This window comes from Mycobacteroides franklinii, from assembly GCF_001853795.1.
Taxonomy (GTDB): domain Bacteria; phylum Actinomycetota; class Actinomycetes; order Mycobacteriales; family Mycobacteriaceae; genus Mycobacterium; species Mycobacterium franklinii.
Map to the genome: position 1 here is coordinate 1 of NZ_MLIK01000003.1, position 15,957 is coordinate 15,957.

Below are 15,957 nucleotides of genomic sequence, written 5' to 3' on the forward strand. Positions count from 1 at the left end.
TCTACTCGGCAATCGGCACCGCTATCGTTGCTCTCATCGTGAAGTACACCATTGGCCTACGCATCAGCGACGAGGGAGAAGCCGCAGGCGCCGACGAATCCCAACACGCAGAAGGCGCATACGACTTTGCCGCGTTGGGAAGTGGTTCGGTAATCGGCCGCCACGTCAGCTCTGGCAGCTTGGACTAAGGAGAAAGAGGAAGACATGAAGCTGGTCACCGCGATCGTCAAACCGTTCACGCTGGAAGATGTCAAGACTGGTCTGGAACAGGCCGGCATCCTCGGCATGACGGTCAGCGAGGTGCAGGGCTACGGCCGGCAGAAGGGCCACACCGAGGTATACCGCGGTGCCGAATACTCGGTGGACTTCGTGCCGAAGGTTCGCGTCGAGGTAGTGGTGGACGACAGTGCCGTCGACAAGGTGGTGGAGGTCATCGTGACCGCCGCACGCACCGGCAAAATCGGCGACGGCAAGGTATGGGTGAGCCCCGTTGACTCGGTGGTGCGGGTACGCACCGGCGAGCGGGGGGCCGACGCTCTGTAGGGCTTGGGCCCTCTGACCGCTTAGGACGGTAATCACATGGGCGCCGCAACGGACCTCGTGGCCGCTAGGGCGCAGCTGCTCGGTGATAGTGCTCGGCTGAACGCCGGCGCGATTCGGGAAGCGATGACCGACCTCAATGAGCTGTGGCTGACGACAAAGGCCGCCGAGGTCGGCATCACCGAATCCAGTGGATTCGCCATCGTGGCACTCGGCGGCCTCGGCCGACGGGAAATGCTGCCGCATTCGGATCTGGATCTGGTGCTGCTGCACGACGACAACATCGCACCGGAAACGCTCAGTGAGGTCGCGGACGGATTGTGGTACCCATTGTGGGACGCCAACATTCGGCTGGATCACAGTGTGCGTACGGTTGCCGACACCTTGCATGTTGCCGGACAGGAGATGTCGGCGGCGTTGGCACTGCTCGACGCCAGGCATATCGCGGGCGATGCGCAGTTATCCAGCTTGATGATCGGTGGGGTGCGTCAGCAATGGCGTTCACAGATCCGGACCCGGCTCGATGAACTGATCGAGTACACCAAAGCCCGGTGGCGGCGCAGCGGCGAGATCGCACACCGTGCCGAACCCGATCTGAAGTCCGGCCGCGGCGGCCTGCGCGATGTTCAGTTGTTGCGCGCGTTGGCCATTGCCCAGCTCACCGATAGCGGACTGGAGAAATCCTTCGACGGTGCGCATTCGGTGATCTTGGACGTCCGCACAGAATTGCATCGTGTCGCCGGGCGCGACCGCGACCAGCTGCTGGCCCAGTTCGCCGACGAAATTGGTGCGGCGTTGCGCATCGGTGACCGGTTCGACCTGGCCAGGCTGCTGTCGGACGCCGCTCGCACCATCAGCTACTCGGTGGACGTGGGGCTGCGTACTGCCGCCAATTCCATTCCTCGACGGGGTATTTCGGCGCTGCGGCGAACTGTCCGGCGTCCGCTCGACGAGGGGGTGGTGGAGCATGCCGGTGAAGTGGTGCTGGCTCGTGACGCTCGCCCGGAGCGTGACCCGTCGCTGATCCTGCGGGTGGCGGCGGCCTCGGCGACGACCGGACTGCCGATTTCCGCGTCCACATTGGGCCATCTGGCCGAATCGGCACCCGAGCTGCGCACCCCCTGGCCACGTGAGGCCCTCAAGGATCTGCTGGTGCTGCTGGAGGCCGGTCGTCCGGCGCTGGCCACCATCGAAGCGTTGGATCGAACTGGATTGTGGAGCAGGCTGTTTCCCGAATGGGGTGCGGTCCGGGACCTGCCGCCGCGCGATATCGTCCACATCTGGACCGTCGATCGGCATCTGGTCGAGGCAGTGGTCCAGGCGAGCGCCTTCACCACCCGAGTCTCCCGGCCGGATCTGTTGGTTCTCGGAGCGTTGGTTCACGACATCGGCAAGGGGCGCGGCGGTGACCACAGCGTCGTCGGAGCAGAGCTGGCCGTACAGATCGGCACTCGGTTGGGGCTATGGCCTTCCGATGTGGACCTGCTATCCAAGATCGTGCGGTACCACCTGCTGCTGCCCAACACCGCGACGCGGCGCGATCTTGCGGATCCGGAAACCATTGAGACCGTGGTCAATACGCTCGGCGGTGACCTACTGCTCCTGGAGCTGCTGCAACAGCTCGCCGAGGCCGATTCGCTGGCCACCGGTCCCGGCGTGTGGGGTGACTGGAAGGCATCGCTGATCGGGGAATTGGTGCGCAAATGCCGGATGGTGATGCGCGGTGAGCAGCTGCCCGAGCCCGATCCCATTGATCCGGAACTACTTTCGCTGGCTGCCGACGGGGGAGTCCAGGTGCGGTTGACGCCCGGGGGATCTCCCCATATGTACAGCGTGAGCATGATCGCGCCCGATCAGCGCGGTCTGCTCTTCAAAGCAGCGGGGGTGTTGTCGCTGAATTCGTTGCGGGTGTTCTCGGCCTCGGTGGCCAGTCATGCGGGGTCGGCCATCAACACCTTCGAGGTATCGCCGCGATTCGGCTCACCTCCGGCGGCCGGGTTGCTGCGTCAGCAGCTGATCTCCGCACTCGACGGGGACACCGACATCATCGCGACACTCGACGAGCGCGAACGTGAGTCCGCACAGTTCGCCACCGGTGCTGTCGGCGATCCGACACCCGCGGTTCCCACCAATTACGCGCCCGCGCCGCCCCGGATCCGATGGTTCGAGCCGGCGGGTAACCCCGATCAGCAGATCGTGGAAATCCGTACCTCGGACGCGCCGGGCCTGCTGGCCCGCATTGCCGCAACACTGGAGCGCCACGGCGTGGATATCGCGTGGGCCAGGGTCAACACCCTTGGTTCCTCGGTGGTGGACACGTTCTGTCTGAGCACCGGGCCCGAGCAGGCAGTGCTCGAGGCGGCGATTGCGTCAGTGCTGCCGGCGGTGGCACCGGAGCCGAAGAAGGCCGCTGCCTCGTAGCGCGTCGACACGCCGTCTCGTGGCGGACACGTGCGATACGAACCCGCCACCATGCGGCGTGTCGGTGGTTCGACAGAGTCGATATCCCAGCCAGCTAGGCTGGTCGACGTGTTTGAATCGCTGTCTGACCGGTTGACCGATGCCCTTGCCGGCCTACGGGGCAAGGGCCGTCTGTCCGACGCCGACATCGACGCGACCTGCCGGACCATTCGGCTCGCGTTGCTTGAGGCCGATGTGGCGCTGCCCGTTGTGCGCACCTTCATCGGGCGCATCAAGGAACGCGCCAAGGGCGCCGAGGTCTCCGGGGCGCTGAACCCCGCGCAACAGGTCGTCAAGATCGTCAACGAGGAACTGATCGCCATCCTCGGCGGGGAAACCCGCCAGTTGGCATTTGCCAAGACCCCGCCGACCGTGATCATGCTGGCCGGTCTGCAGGGTGCCGGTAAGACGACACTTGCCGGAAAGCTGGCCAAATGGCTTAAGGGACAAGGGCATACCCCGCTTCTGGTGGCCTGCGACCTGCAGCGTCCGGGCGCGGTGAATCAGCTACAGGTGGTCGGTGAGCGCGCTGGCGTATCCGTCTACGCCCCACACCCGGGCACCGCCGATGGTGGCCTGGAAGTCGGCTCGCTGGTCGGTGACCCGGTGGCGGTGGCTCGCGACGGCCTGGCCCATGCCAAGGCCCAGCACTTCGACGTGGTGCTCGTGGACACCGCCGGCCGCCTCGGTATCGATGCCGAGCTGATGGACCAGGCGGCGCGCATCCGCGACGCCGTCGACCCCGACGAGGTGCTGTTCGTCCTGGACGCCATGATCGGCCAGGACGCGGTGAGCACCGCGGAGGCCTTCCGCGCGGGGGTCGGGTTCACCGGCGTCGTCCTGACCAAGCTCGACGGCGACGCGCGCGGTGGTGCCGCGCTGTCGGTGCGTGAGATCACCGGCACCCCGATCCTGTTCGCGTCCACCGGCGAAAAGCTGGAGGACTTCGATGTCTTCCACCCCGACCGGATGGCCAGCCGAATCCTGGGCATGGGCGACCTGCTGTCCCTGATCGAACAGGCCGAACAACACTTCGATGCCGAACAGTCGCTTGCTGCCGCCGAGAAGATCACCTCGGGGGAGCTCACGCTCGAGGACTTCCTGGAGCAGATGCTCGCGATCCGCAAGATGGGGCCGATCGGCAACCTGCTGGGCATGTTGCCCGGGGCAGGCCAGATGAAGGACGCGCTGGCTGCCGTCGACGACAAGCAGCTCGACCGGGTGCAGGCCATCATCCGCGGTATGACGCCCACCGAGCGGGCCGATCCGAAGATCATCAACGCCTCCCGCAGGCTGCGCATCGCCAATGGCTCCGGGGTGGCGGTCTCCGAGGTGAATCAGCTTGTGGACCGCTTCTTCGAGGCGCGCAAGATGATGTCCTCGATGGCGGGCCGCATGGGTATGGGCGCCATCAACCGCAAGAGCAATCGCAAGGGCGGTAAGAACACCAAGAAGGGCAAGAAGGGCGCACGGGGCCCCACTCAGCCGAAGGTCCGGGGTGGATTCCCGGGCATGGCTGGGCTGCCCGGGGGAATGCCGGTCGGATTCCCTGACCTGTCCGGCATGCCCGAAGGACTGGGTGAACTGCCGCCCGGCCTGGCCGATATCGACATCTCGAAGCTGAAGTTCCCCAAGAACTGAGCCAGATGCCCGTGCATTTGCGTGGACGAACTCTTCCGTCCGAAGAGTCCATCGATCTGTGGGTGCATGACGGCGTCATCAGCCTTGAGTCGACAGCGGGCGCCGACACCGTCTTTGACGGCGGGTGGCTGCTGCCCGGACTTGTCGACGCGCACTGCCACGTCGGAGTCGGACCGCATGGCCCCACCTCGCTCGAGGAAGCGATTGCGCAGGCCGAGGCCGAGCGCGAGGTGGGTGCACTGCTCCTGCGTGACGCCGGATCCCCGGTGGATACCCGCGGCTTCGATGAGCGTGAGGACCTGCCACGGATCATCCGCGCGGGCAGGCACCTGGCCAAGCCCAAGCGTTACATCCCCGGGCTACCCATCGACATCGAGGATGATTCGCAACTTCCCGAAGCTGTTGCCCTCCAGGCGCGTTGGGGCGACGGCTGGGTGAAGTTGGTGGGGGACTGGATTGATCGCTCCATCGGTGACCTGGCTCCGCTGTGGTCAGACGAGATCCTCAAAGACGCCATCGAGGCCGCGCACGCCAACGGTGCGCGGGTCACCGCCCATGTCTTCGGCGAGGACGCGCTGCCGGGTCTGATTCGCGCCGGAATCGACTGCATCGAGCACGGCACCGGTCTCACCGATGACACCATCGCCCTGATGGTCGAGCATGGCACCGCGCTCGTCCCGACTGTCATCAACATCGAGAACTTTCCGGGAATCGCAGACTCCGCAGCGAAGTACCCGATCTATGCCCAGCACATGCGCGATCTGTATGCCGGCCTGCACACGACCTTCGGGAACGCGTATGACGCCGGAATCCCGATCTACGCCGGTACCGATGCCGGTGGGGGGATCGCGCACGGTCGCATCGCCGACGAGGTCGCCGCGCTCACCCGGATCGGCATGAGTGCCACCGATGCGTTGGGCGCTGCGTCATGGCGGGCCCGGGACTGGCTCGGCCGGCCGGGCCTTGAGCACGGCGCACCGGCCGATCTCGTCGCATACCGTGAGGATCCACGCACCGGACCCGGTGTGCTGTCGCGTCCAGACCTCGTGATGCTGCGCGGCCAGATTCGATAGAGTGCCCGTCATGCGTTTGGCGATGGCGGTGGTGGTGAGCTGGGGCCTGGCGGTCGCGATGCCGGCGTCGGCGCATGCCGAGACGCTCTGCCGAGACTTCAATACGATGGATGACGCAGGAAAGCTGGCCGCTGTTCAGGAGGCGGCCGCGGGCGGCAACGCGGTGGCACAGATCTCGCCAGGGGACGCTGTGGCACTGGCCATTGCGATGTGCCGGGTCCGCACCGGTGAAACCGTGCTCCAGGTACTTAATACAAAGGTCTAGAGCGAACCGACGCTGGTCGAACCGTCATTGAGAAAGCCCCAGTCGAACAAGCTGGCGGCCTGATCCCAATAGGTGGGGCCACCCTCGTGGATGAGGCCGTACATCATCACCACGACCAGCCGTTTGCCGTCACGCTCGGCGGCCGCGACGTAGGTCTTGCGGGCCAAGTCGGTGAACCCGGTCTTGCCTCCGATGACTCCCGGATAGCGGTACATCAGCTCGTTCTGGTTGTGCAGTACGCGGCCCGGGAACTCGGCGGCAGGCTGTCGGGTGATATCCGCGAACACCGGATTGGCCAGCGCCGCCCGGAAGATCACGGCCAGATCGTGTGGGCTGGTGCGCATATCCATGCCCGGCGCGTCCAGTCCGGACGGGGAGGCGGTGTGCGTGGCGGTGGCACCGAGCGCCGCTGCCTTCGCGTTCATCTTGTCCACGGCTGCCTCACGGCCGCCCAGCATGTGGGCCAACGTGTTCGCGGCGTCGTTGCCGGATTCCAGCAGCGCGCCCTCGAGCAGGTCGTGGGTGGTGTAGGTCTGTCCGGCCTTGATGCCCACACAGTTGCACTCGGCATGGGAGTCGGCGGCATCGGCAACCACGGTGGCATCCAGCGGCAGCTCGTCGAGCGCCACCAGGGCCAGCAGCACCTTGATGGTGCTGGCAGGGGGGTGCACGGCATAGGGATCGCGCGCGGCCAGGATCTGACCGGAGTCCAGATCCGCGACCAACCATGCCTGCGCGGGCCCCTCGGGCGGCGGGGGCGCCATGTCAGCGTGCGCGACGCCGACAGACATCACCGACAGGAACAGGGCGCTGAGCACCGCCAAGGAACGGTTTCGCAGAGTGGACATCGGGTCCGACACTAGCGCAGGGCCGATTCCGCGTGATCCAGGTCCAGCGATTCCACGAACTGCGGCTGTTGATACAACTCGCGTAGCTGATCTTGCGGAATGGCTTGCAGCGCAGACTTTTTGATCTTGTCTCCACCGCCGGCCGCCCATGCGCTGTCCCAGATCATGGCGAGCGTGCGGGCGCTGTCGGCCATCAGGATCCCGGTTTGCTCGCCGAATTGTGCCCACAGTCCGTCCTGGGTTGCCACCACGGGTTTGCCGCCCAGCGCGACGAATGCGTCGATCAGCTGGGTCGGCGCCAGCCGCTTCGCCGATCTGTCCATCAATTCGACGGTCGCCAGCGCCGCGTGCTGTCCGTCGTCGACCAGATCCACGTCGCCGAGCGAGGTCAGGGCGGTGGGTATCGCGGCCACCAACTCTGCGGCATGCCGGTCGATCATCTTCGACTCATAGCATGCGTGCACCCCGGCACCCGTACCGTCCGGGTATCCGTCCGCCAAGTAGCTTCCGTGCAGCGGCTGCGAAGCGTCGCCCACGTAGTGCGCCAATAGGCCTGCCGCGCATACAAACTGGTCGATCTGCTTGTTCTTGACAAAGCCAACCATCGCGTCGTAGAACTGCCAGACCCGAAAGGGCAGCAAGCCACGCTTGTCCTGCGTGGTGTGACCGCGTTCGTCATAGAACTGCTGCCACTTGGCCACCGTGAGGTTGGTGATGTCCTGGAGGCACAAGTCGCGCACGATGGAACCGTCCGGGCCGGGTTCATCGATATCGGCGTAGTGGCATGGATGCTCGGGGCCCTGCGACCGATATCCGACCATGTGGTCGTCGCGGCCACCCACCACCTTGCTCGGCAGGTTCTTCCAGACCAGATCCGGCACGTCGGCAAGGGGGATGATGCTGTCCGGATTGCTACGGGCCTCCTTGAGCCGCTGGGCAATGGTCTTGGGGTCCAGCTCTGACAGCGCGAAGCTGATCGCGTCCAGGTTGGCCTGCATCAGCGTCTTGAGGTTCGGCGACCGGATCGCGTCGGGGGTGAAGGTCGCGATGCGGTAGTGGCCGGTCTGGCCCCAAAACGGTTGCGCGCCCTCTTGCTGTCCGACGACCGGTTCCACGTCAAGGAGATTGCACACCGTGCTCAAGCTCGTGGCGAGCGCGAAGTTCATCGTGCACCGGGTAGTGCCATCCAGAAATGCCTGCCCGCCCCACTCCACGGCCAACGGTGCGGGCCGCGCCCGGTCCGCGGTGAGGTGCCAGACCATTCCCGAATCGCCGGGAACCGTTTGCGGGCCTTGCGGATCCGGTGCGATGAGAAAGTCCGATACGTACTCTGAGCCACCCACCGACTTGTATCGGTAGAACAGCGCCATGACCTTGCCGGCCACCAAGCCCGAGCCCGCGCCGTGTGCCACCACGGGCTGGTCGATCAGATCGAGACCATTGGTCATGTCACCGGTGTCGATCATCGGACCGATATCGCCAATCCCGTAGGCGGTTGACGTCCATTCTCCGGCGTCATCGACGTCGACGAGTCCGATGTCCAGCGTGAGGTAGGTGTTCGTCATCGAGAAGGGGTACACCTCGTCGAACGGCAGCCGGGTGAGCTGCTGCCCGCTGGATACCCCGATCCGGGAGCGGGCCAGGCCGCGCACCATATCGATCTGTTGTCCGGCCGGTCCGCACACGTGCCGGTTGGTCAGTGCGTACAGCGTGTGCCCGTCGGAGACAAGACAACCTGCGGTCGCGGTGTGTGACTGATTCTGGACATCGACCACGATCGGGAGTCCGCCGCCGAGAAGTGTGGTGGGCCAGCGTGTCTGCGTCGGGCGTTGCGGGGTGGTGGACACGGGAGCCGGGTCCACCTGCACCTTGCAGACCGGGACAACGCGGCCGTCGGGCATGAACAGTTGCTTGGGCACGTAGTCGTACGGGGTGAGGGACTTGGGTGCGGCCCAGTCACTGATGAAGACCATCACGCACGGCCAGGAAAATCCCTGTTCCACCCGGGAATTGACCAGCGTGCGAGCGCCGCCCGGCTGCTCGCGAATCAGATATCGGCCGATCGCGGTGCCCACCACATTGGGTTTGTTGGTCAGGTGGTGGTGGTAGAGGTCACGGGCTGCCAGCAGGTCGGTGACCGAGAGTGCCTGCAGGTTGTCCACCGTTGTTTGGTTGTTCTCGCGCGCGCGGCTCATCCTTGATTCGTAGCGCCCGCGAACCAGATGCCGGTGCGCATCGGATGAACACCGGATGAACCGCGGCTGGGAATACCCCGGGAACATAAACGGACTGCGCGGTACCTGAACCCTGATCTCTTCGCCGACTCGCAACCAGTCACCGTCGAGGAAATCAGCCGTGCAATTTACCGTGAACGAGCCAGGAAACACGTGAAATTGTCTTGTCGAGCGTCCATCCGAGCGGGCAATCGGGCAATCATCCTTGCCGTGAGAGCAGAACTCGCCATCGTTGAGATTCCGGACGTATGCACCAAGGCCGCTGAATCGAGGCCCCCACCCGTAGGAAACCCCCAGGGTAGGTTTACGTCCAACGAGACCCTGGTCATCCACCAGATATCGCAGCTAAGACCATACAGCGGCTGGGCCGGCTGCATCGCCAGCAGATTCGCGAGGAGGATTACATGCGCCGCTGGTCGAGCCTTGTTGTCGTACTTCTACTGACGGGCTGCAGCCAAGTTAGTCAAGTCCGGCAGACCGAGACGGACCTGGGCTCACGATCCGACGCCGAACTCGCCAAGTTTCTGCCCGTGCTGGCCGACTATCCGGGCTTGTCCTGGAACGTGACCACGACCGTCGGCGCCTCAAAGCGCCCTGTCGGCCCGTACATCGACCCTACGCGCAGCGTGACGCCCGCTGGTTGCGCCGACATTCCGTTTCAGCGTCCAGCTCAGATCGCCGCCAGTACCGACGGATTCGTACCCAATGGCGTCGCGGGCAACAGCGGCATGGCCACCGTGCGCATCATGCGCCAATCCCCGGGTGCTGACCTGGTCGACGAATCTGTGCAGTGGGCAAAACGCTGCCACGAATACCAGATCAACTATCCCAGCACTGGCCCAGGAGATCAGGCTAGCGCCGACCCAACTGCTGTGAGCATCTTGCCGGCCACCACCATCGACGGCACCCAGATCACCCGCATCCACCTCACCGACAACCGTGAGCACAGATTCCAGCCCGAAGGCACCAGGGAAAGCATGGTGTCATTGGCGCAAGTCGGCGACATAGCCGTGGTCGGCTACCGCCACGACGACGACACCGATGCCGACACCATCCTGGCGCTCACCATCGGCCGCCTCAAGACGGGGCAACCCGAGAGTAAACCGTTGTCCGACAAAATAGATGACAGCTTACTGGGAGGCAGGCCCGACAAAGAGATTCAACGGTTACTTCCCTCAGCTCTTGATCTGCCGCCGGAATGGACAGTGTCCCAAAGCACCCCGATCCTGGGCGAACGCGAGGGAGAAGAAGGGCCGTCCACGACCGTCCCACCCTCCTGCCAAAGAACGCCCTACGAGCACGACGGATGGAGCACCGATACAGACCGCGACTTCCGGGAAATCGGCGCCGTCACAACAGATCAGAACAAAAATCAACGTATCGTCAGCGAAACGGCCCGTCTCGGAATCGAGAAACCCGGCACCTCGGTCATCGTGGAGACAACGAACTGGGCGCGGGACTGCCGCACCTACACCACCGGAAACGGCTCAAGTCATCCGTCCGACGTAACCATCGACCTGCTGCCCACCACCGAGCTCGACGGCATCGAAATCACCAGCGTCCACGTTAAAGGCGACACCTCGAACCTGATTGACTACACCGCATCCCTTTTCAGAGTCCGCGGCATCCTCGTCATCACCAAACCCGCGGTGACACTGCAAAACACCACTCTTTCGAAACAGATCATCAACAACCTGCAACACGCCAAATACGACACCCCCTCGGCGGTCGCATACCGCGGCCCCTACGACCGCTGGCCCGGCGAACTCAAGCAGCCCGCCCCTACATTCCAAACGACCGAAAAACTAGCCCGGGTCGCGCGCGGTGTCTTGGTAGATCCTGAACAGTATCGCCCTGGTGGCTATATGCCCGGTGACGCCAAAACCACCAACCCGGACTACCTGCATTTCCGGTCGCCCACCGGCTCGATCGCCTGCACCTTCCGTAAGTACGTCCTATTCTGCGACGTCCCCCGCGGAACCTACCCACGAACACCGAAACCTACAGATCTACAAGGGAACTGGTCCGACACCACAGTGTCCTTCGGCTACGACGGCGGCATCGACAACGGGGTAGCGACCAACGACCCCATCGTCTATGCCGAGTCCAACACTCTTGAATACGGCCGCACCATCCGCCTGCAAGATGGCATCGAATGCCTCATGGAACGCGACGGACTGACCTGCGTCGACTATTCGACCCGTACCGGTATGCACCTGAGCCGAGACGACTTAACCCCACTGGCCGCCGACGAGACACTAATTACGGATAAGCGTTTCGTGTCGGGCCGGTAGAGTCCCCAGCGGCCCGAGGGCGCCCCGGGAACAGGGCTCTAATCCTGCGGATTGGTCTGCCGAGGCTTGTATGTCAGAAGGTCCAGACACAGGTGTGCACGTCCGTGCCGATTTAGCCTGAACCGGACCGCAGGTAGCTAGGCTCGGTGGGTGAGCGATGACATTGCCGAGCCGCAGACACCAGCTGAGGACCTGAGCGCGCCTCAGCCAGTCATGTTGCTCGGGGTGATGATCGGGCTGGTGCTGGCCGCAGTGGCGTGTGTGGCGATCGCCTGGATTCGGCTAAGCAACAGCCCGATTCCTGGGGATGACCCCAGCGCTCTATTGCGACGAGTCAGCACGGTGGTCGTCGCCATCGCGGCCGTCATCGTTATCGCCTATCTCTGGCCGGGGAGACGCTACCGGCGCTCCTCGGACCGATTGAGCCGCTTCCTTGCCGCGACGTCGGCGGTGCCCGCCGCCGCGGCGCTGGCTGCCTTGATCAGCCTGTATCGGGGCACTCCAGCGCGCTTGTTCAGCGATGTCGTGATCGCCGAGAAGCGCTTCGGCGGGCCTGTTGTGACTTCTGCGGCCCGCGAAGCGTGGTGGCTCGCCGCGCTGGCGGTGGCCGCGGCCGCGCTTGCGGCGGCTATCGGATATCTGGGGTCGACGAGCCTGGTCGAGGATAAGGGCGATTGGACAACCAGACGCGCCGCATGGACAGGGTTCACCGCGGCCGTAACAGTGGCGTTCCTGGTGGTGCCGCTTCTCAACGCGCAATCGCCGCCATCCAAACCCTCAGCAGCGCAGCCTGTTCCGCAACAGATCGGCACCGCCGCACCTAGTGCGCCCCCACCGATTCCCTCAACGATCACCGGCCAGGTCATCTACCGGGTCGATGACATTCCCGCCGACGCCTTCGTAACCGGCGCTGGCGCAGGCTTTGTGGCCGTGATCGACGACGAAAACTCCGGCTTAACTCATATCAACGGCTATGACGGAGCCACCGGACAACAGCGCTGGTCCTACCAGCTGGCTCAGCCGAAGATCGCTTCATCGATGGTCTCAGGCACCGGCCCAAACAGCGTTGTCGTTGTGGTCGCCCCCGCCGCGATCAGCGGCATCGACGCCACCACCGGTAAGCAACTGTGGAGCCGCGACATCAGCGCCGGCCAGAACCCGTACGTGCATGTCTCCGCCGACGTGGCGATGATCGAGCAGAAGGACACACGGAGCCCTGTGCGATCGACGTCCTGGACCGCGTTGGCGATCAGGACCGGAGAACAGCTGTGGACCCAAACTGCACCGGACATCTGCGGAGCCAGTTGGCTACTGACCAATACGGCGGTTGTGGCCCCAGCCTGCGACCCGCGGCAGCCAGATATCGCCGCACAGCTGCTCGAACCGATGACGGGACAAGTCCGCGCACAGATCAGGCTATCGGCGCTAGGGATCGACGCAGCTGACCTGCACCGCGATGCCGGGGACGCCAGGCTCTACGCTGCGTCGGGCTCCTCAGCGATCCTGGAGATCGATCGAATACGCCCCGCGCGAACGCAAACCCTGGTGGCGGTGGACCTGCCGACCGGTCGACTGCTCGCGACTCTGCCGCCAGAAGCGACCGGCTACTTCCTGAACCCAACCGCACTGGCAGTGTTCGTCCGTACCGACGCGCAGATTCTGGACCTGCAATCGCAGACCACTGTGTCAACAGGCTTGAAAACGCGCGGCACAGGAGACTGGGGTATCCGCCCGCAAATCATCAGCGTCGGGGCGGGCTGGGTGACCTCGCTGTCCACTCCCGAGGAAGCGAACACGAAGCTCGGGGAGCCGTCGACATCCTCGCTGCGGGCGATAGACCCGAGTGGCACCCAACGAGTACTTCCGCCGCCGTGTGCACCCAACCAAGGCCCAGCGCTGGCCTCACGAGCTCCGGGCGCACTGTTGGTGCGTTGCGGCAACCAGGTCGTCGGTGTTCGCTAAACCAGCCCTATCACGGCATAACCGGTGACCCGGGAACTATCGTCGGTGCGCGCACAGGTGACCAGAACGGCGCCGGGCACTGGGATGACACCACCGAAATCTGCTCCACCGCAAGGCGACGGGCGAAGGTTGGCCTTGCCGTCTGGCCCCACGGTTGCCAGCTGGGCGCGCCAACTCGCGGTAGCAGCTGTGGCGGTCACGAGTTGATCGCCGACCAGGGCCCAACGCTGACCGTCCATGATCGGGGTGCCGGTCGTCGGGATGGATGTCTTCACGATCCGGCGCTCACCGACCAGAAGCACCGCGGTGTCATCAGAGTACGTATCGATTTGCAGTACCGGACCGGGATACTGCCCCGCGTCGTGCGACTGCCGATCCCGGCGCACGTTGACCTTCGAGGGAAGCGCCATGCTTGCGCCATCGTCGATATCCACGGCAAGGTTGACCGGATACGGCGACCGATTCGGGCCTGAGCCCGCTACCTCTATTACGACCACGCCCGCGGCCGCCGCGAGAAGATTGACCTGACTGACACCGTCCGGAAATTTCTCGCGCTCAATCGTCAGCGAGCGCTCGGCGCCGCTGTGTGCGTCGACAACGCGCAGCACAACCTCGTGAGCTGTAGGGCAGATTGGGAAGAACACGATGTCCTGCGTCTTGTTTCCCAGGCCAACGAGGTTGCCCCCGCAATCACCGGCCGTGAATTGCTTTGTCCATAAAACGTTTCCAGTGCGGACTTCCAGTGCGCCAACCTCGTCGCCGCGCAACACCGGAACGACATCCGGGCCAGTAACCGCAGTTGAACGGATCCGCCAATTGTCGGCGTTGGCCCACAGCACCCGCCCGGTCATTGCGTCGACCCCGGTCAAGATAGTACGCCGAGCAGAATCGGAGTATGAGTTCGTCTGGGTTGGCCGTAGACATTGGACGATCACGACCGAGTCGGCTGATGTGCCCGTGGAACGCACAGAGGACGGTTCGCACTCATAGGCGATTGTCTTGAAAGGCAGCCGCCACCTCTGCTGCCCGGTGTTGCCGGCATATCCAACTAGGTCCTGGTCCTCGAGCGTCACAAACCCCGGCCCGGCCGGCACAACAAACCCCGGATCCGATAGCGGTAACGCATACCTGACTTCGGTTCCAACCCTGGTCGGGGTGACAGGGATCTCGATCGGCGCCGCGATGACCCCCACGACGTCGTTCCGGGCCTGTGCAAGGGCCCCGGTACCCAACGCGAAAATCAGGCCTAATGCCAGTCCCACAACTACTTTGGGGCCTCTTCCGGACTGCGCCAGGAGCGTCGCACGCCCAACGGATGCGACCGCGCCTGCCACCACGAAAACCGCCGCGATCACCAAGAACACCCACGATAACCGCATCAACACCAACGCCGTGTGCGTGCTCGACGCCAACCCGGCAGGATCAGCCAACACCGCATAGAGCGCGGCCGCCACGATCACCGTCAGCAGCAACGCTGACCGGCCGACTACATCAACACCCCGCATCGCTGATCGCGCAGTCCAGATCAACGCCGCAGCGAAAAAAGCCACGAGCAACACAGAAACTGCCGCCCAATTACGCACCGACACCTCATGCAAGCCAACAGGATTACGCCGCACGAAGCCATATGCACCCAGCACCACCGCACCCGAAGCCAGCCCCATACTTAGACCCCGAAATGCTCCGGCCAGCGCAGAGTGCTTCGCTACGGTGCTGGCCCCCCCAAGATCGCTCATACGCAAACTCTGTCACAGGGTGCGCAATATGGCGATGAACCGGGATGTGTTGAAAACCTCGACATGGCTGATCAGCGCCGGCATGTCAGCGGGATTACCGACGTCGAATGAATAGCCGCGTCTGGTGGCCCGAAAACTGCATCAAGCTGCCGCGCGGTAGCCGGCGACCCAAACCGGCTTTATGGCCAGAATCCATGATCTGGTCTGGATCTGAAGTGAGCCGGGTATCTGGAATCCCGAGTCATTGGCGGCGGAAGCGGGAAAGATAAACAACCGTGACCCGGTTCAGGTTCGATCTCACCGCCTGGTTCACCGACCACGCCGATCAGGTGCGTCGAGACTTGCAAGACTATTTCGCCGGTGGCACCAAAAGGTTTACCGGTCGCTGGTTCGAGGATTTCGCCACGATCGGCGACCCGAACCGTTTCGAGGCATCCGACGTACTCGCCGTCGAGGCTCTCAGCGTCAAGGTGCCGCCCGAGGCCGCTGCCACGCTGCTGATTACAGACACAGAGCGCTTCAACGGCCTGCTGCGGCAAATCCCGAGTGATCAGAGCCTTTGGGAAGCTCCTCGCTCGGCCATCGATGTTGGCAGCCCCGCACACGATCTGCACCTCGCACTTGTCAGCGTCGACGGCATCGGTTGGGTGGTAGCCGGAAAGTTGCTCGCAGCCAAACGTCCCACGCTCGTCCCCGTCTTGGACAACAAGGTCAACGACTTCCTCAAGCCACCCAAGCGACAGTTCTGGGTGAGCCTTCATGACGAACTTTCTGATCAAGCACGGCGCGAAGCGATTTCCGATATCTGCCAAGTCGCACCACCGCACGTCAGCCTGCTTCGGCGAATTGACGTCGCGCTGTGGCGCGCCGCCAAAGGTGAGGCCGGCACCTGACCGTAACTCGC

At 64.0% G+C, this 15,957-nt stretch carries 11 protein-coding genes and 1 pseudogene; 9 read left to right on the forward strand and 3 right to left on the reverse strand.

From position 1 onward, the window contains the following. From BKG76_RS00015 to BKG76_RS00040, 6 genes and pseudogenes are all read left to right on the forward strand, one after another. Positions 1 to 188 (forward strand): annotated as a pseudogene (locus BKG76_RS00015) (ammonium transporter); the annotation flags it as partial. A gap of 16 nt (positions 189 to 204) precedes the next feature. After that, a complete protein-coding gene (locus tag BKG76_RS00020; protein ID WP_005056967.1) occupies positions 205 to 543 on the forward strand; it encodes a P-II family nitrogen regulator in 339 nt (112 codons plus the stop codon). A 36-nt stretch (positions 544 to 579) separates the two neighbouring features. Continuing rightward, on the forward strand, positions 580 to 2,961 hold the full coding sequence (locus BKG76_RS00025) for a [protein-PII] uridylyltransferase (protein ID WP_070934827.1): 2,382 nt from the start codon (positions 580 to 582) through the stop codon (positions 2,959 to 2,961). A 108-nt stretch (positions 2,962 to 3,069) separates the two neighbouring features. Then, positions 3,070 to 4,641, forward strand: coding sequence for a signal recognition particle protein (ffh, locus tag BKG76_RS00030; RefSeq protein ID WP_070934829.1), 1,572 nt, complete (start codon positions 3,070 to 3,072; stop codon positions 4,639 to 4,641). 5 nt (positions 4,642 to 4,646) lie between these two features. Then, complete coding sequence (locus BKG76_RS00035; protein ID WP_070934831.1) at positions 4,647 to 5,714, forward strand: amidohydrolase family protein; 1,068 nt, start codon at positions 4,647 to 4,649, stop codon at positions 5,712 to 5,714. 1 nt (position 5,715) lies between these two features. Continuing rightward, positions 5,716 to 5,979 (forward strand): hypothetical protein, encoded by a 264-nt coding sequence (locus tag BKG76_RS00040; RefSeq protein WP_070934834.1) that lies wholly within the window; start codon positions 5,716 to 5,718, stop codon positions 5,977 to 5,979. On the opposite strand, the gene BKG76_RS00045 is transcribed toward BKG76_RS00040, so the two are convergent. Next, the gene (locus BKG76_RS00045; RefSeq protein WP_109420498.1) at positions 5,976 to 6,839 is read right to left on the reverse strand and encodes a D-alanyl-D-alanine carboxypeptidase family protein; all 864 of its coding nucleotides are present in this window, start codon (positions 6,837 to 6,839) and stop codon (positions 5,976 to 5,978) included. The genes BKG76_RS00040 and BKG76_RS00045 overlap by 4 nt on opposite strands. Next, on the reverse strand, positions 6,839 to 9,022 hold the full coding sequence (locus BKG76_RS00050) for a Nal1-like putative serine protease (RefSeq protein ID WP_070934836.1): 2,184 nt from the start codon (positions 9,020 to 9,022) through the stop codon (positions 6,839 to 6,841). The genes BKG76_RS00045 and BKG76_RS00050 overlap by 1 nt, the downstream gene beginning before the upstream one ends. 767 nt (positions 9,023 to 9,789) lie before the next feature. Here BKG76_RS00050 and BKG76_RS00055 point away from each other — a divergent pair. Together BKG76_RS00055 and BKG76_RS00060 are read left to right on the forward strand one after the other, a co-directional pair. Further along, positions 9,790 to 11,355 carry a hypothetical protein gene (locus tag BKG76_RS00055; protein ID WP_236737493.1) on the forward strand — a complete coding sequence of 522 codons (1,566 nt, stop codon included), beginning with the start codon at positions 9,790 to 9,792 and terminating at the stop codon, positions 11,353 to 11,355. Positions 11,356 to 11,505: 150 nt separating this feature from the next. After that, positions 11,506 to 13,317: an outer membrane protein assembly factor BamB family protein gene (locus BKG76_RS00060; protein ID WP_070934840.1), complete on the forward strand. Its 1,812-nt coding sequence runs from the start codon at positions 11,506 to 11,508 to the stop codon at positions 13,315 to 13,317. Here BKG76_RS00060 and BKG76_RS00065 read toward each other — a convergent pair. Beyond that, the gene (locus BKG76_RS00065; RefSeq protein WP_109420499.1) at positions 13,314 to 15,053 is read right to left on the reverse strand and encodes an outer membrane protein assembly factor BamB family protein; all 1,740 of its coding nucleotides are present in this window, start codon (positions 15,051 to 15,053) and stop codon (positions 13,314 to 13,316) included. The genes BKG76_RS00060 and BKG76_RS00065 overlap by 4 nt on opposite strands. A gap of 275 nt (positions 15,054 to 15,328) precedes the next feature. Between BKG76_RS00065 and BKG76_RS25230 the strand changes: the two genes are divergently transcribed. After that, entirely contained in the window at positions 15,329 to 15,946 is a 618-nt protein-coding gene (locus BKG76_RS25230) for a DUF6308 family protein (protein WP_236737494.1), read from the forward strand. The last annotated feature ends 11 nt before the right edge of the window (positions 15,947 to 15,957 follow it).

Excerpts from the sequence above, each read along its gene's own strand:
- BKG76_RS00020 (WP_005056967.1), top strand. The coding sequence starts at position 205 with ATGAAGCTGGTCACCGCGATCGTCAAACCGTTCACGCTGGAAGATGTC.
- BKG76_RS00065 (WP_109420499.1), bottom strand. The coding sequence starts at position 15,053 with ATGAGCGATCTTGGGGGGGCCAGCACCGTAGCGAAGCACTCTGCGCTG.
- BKG76_RS00025 (WP_070934827.1), top strand. The coding sequence starts at position 580 with ATGGGCGCCGCAACGGACCTCGTGGCCGCTAGGGCGCAGCTGCTCGGT.
- BKG76_RS00035 (WP_070934831.1), top strand. The coding sequence starts at position 4,647 with ATGCCCGTGCATTTGCGTGGACGAACTCTTCCGTCCGAAGAGTCCATC.
- BKG76_RS00055 (WP_236737493.1), top strand. The coding sequence starts at position 9,790 with ATGGCCACCGTGCGCATCATGCGCCAATCCCCGGGTGCTGACCTGGTC.
- BKG76_RS00050 (WP_070934836.1), bottom strand. The coding sequence starts at position 9,022 with ATGAGCCGCGCGCGCGAGAACAACCAAACAACGGTGGACAACCTGCAG.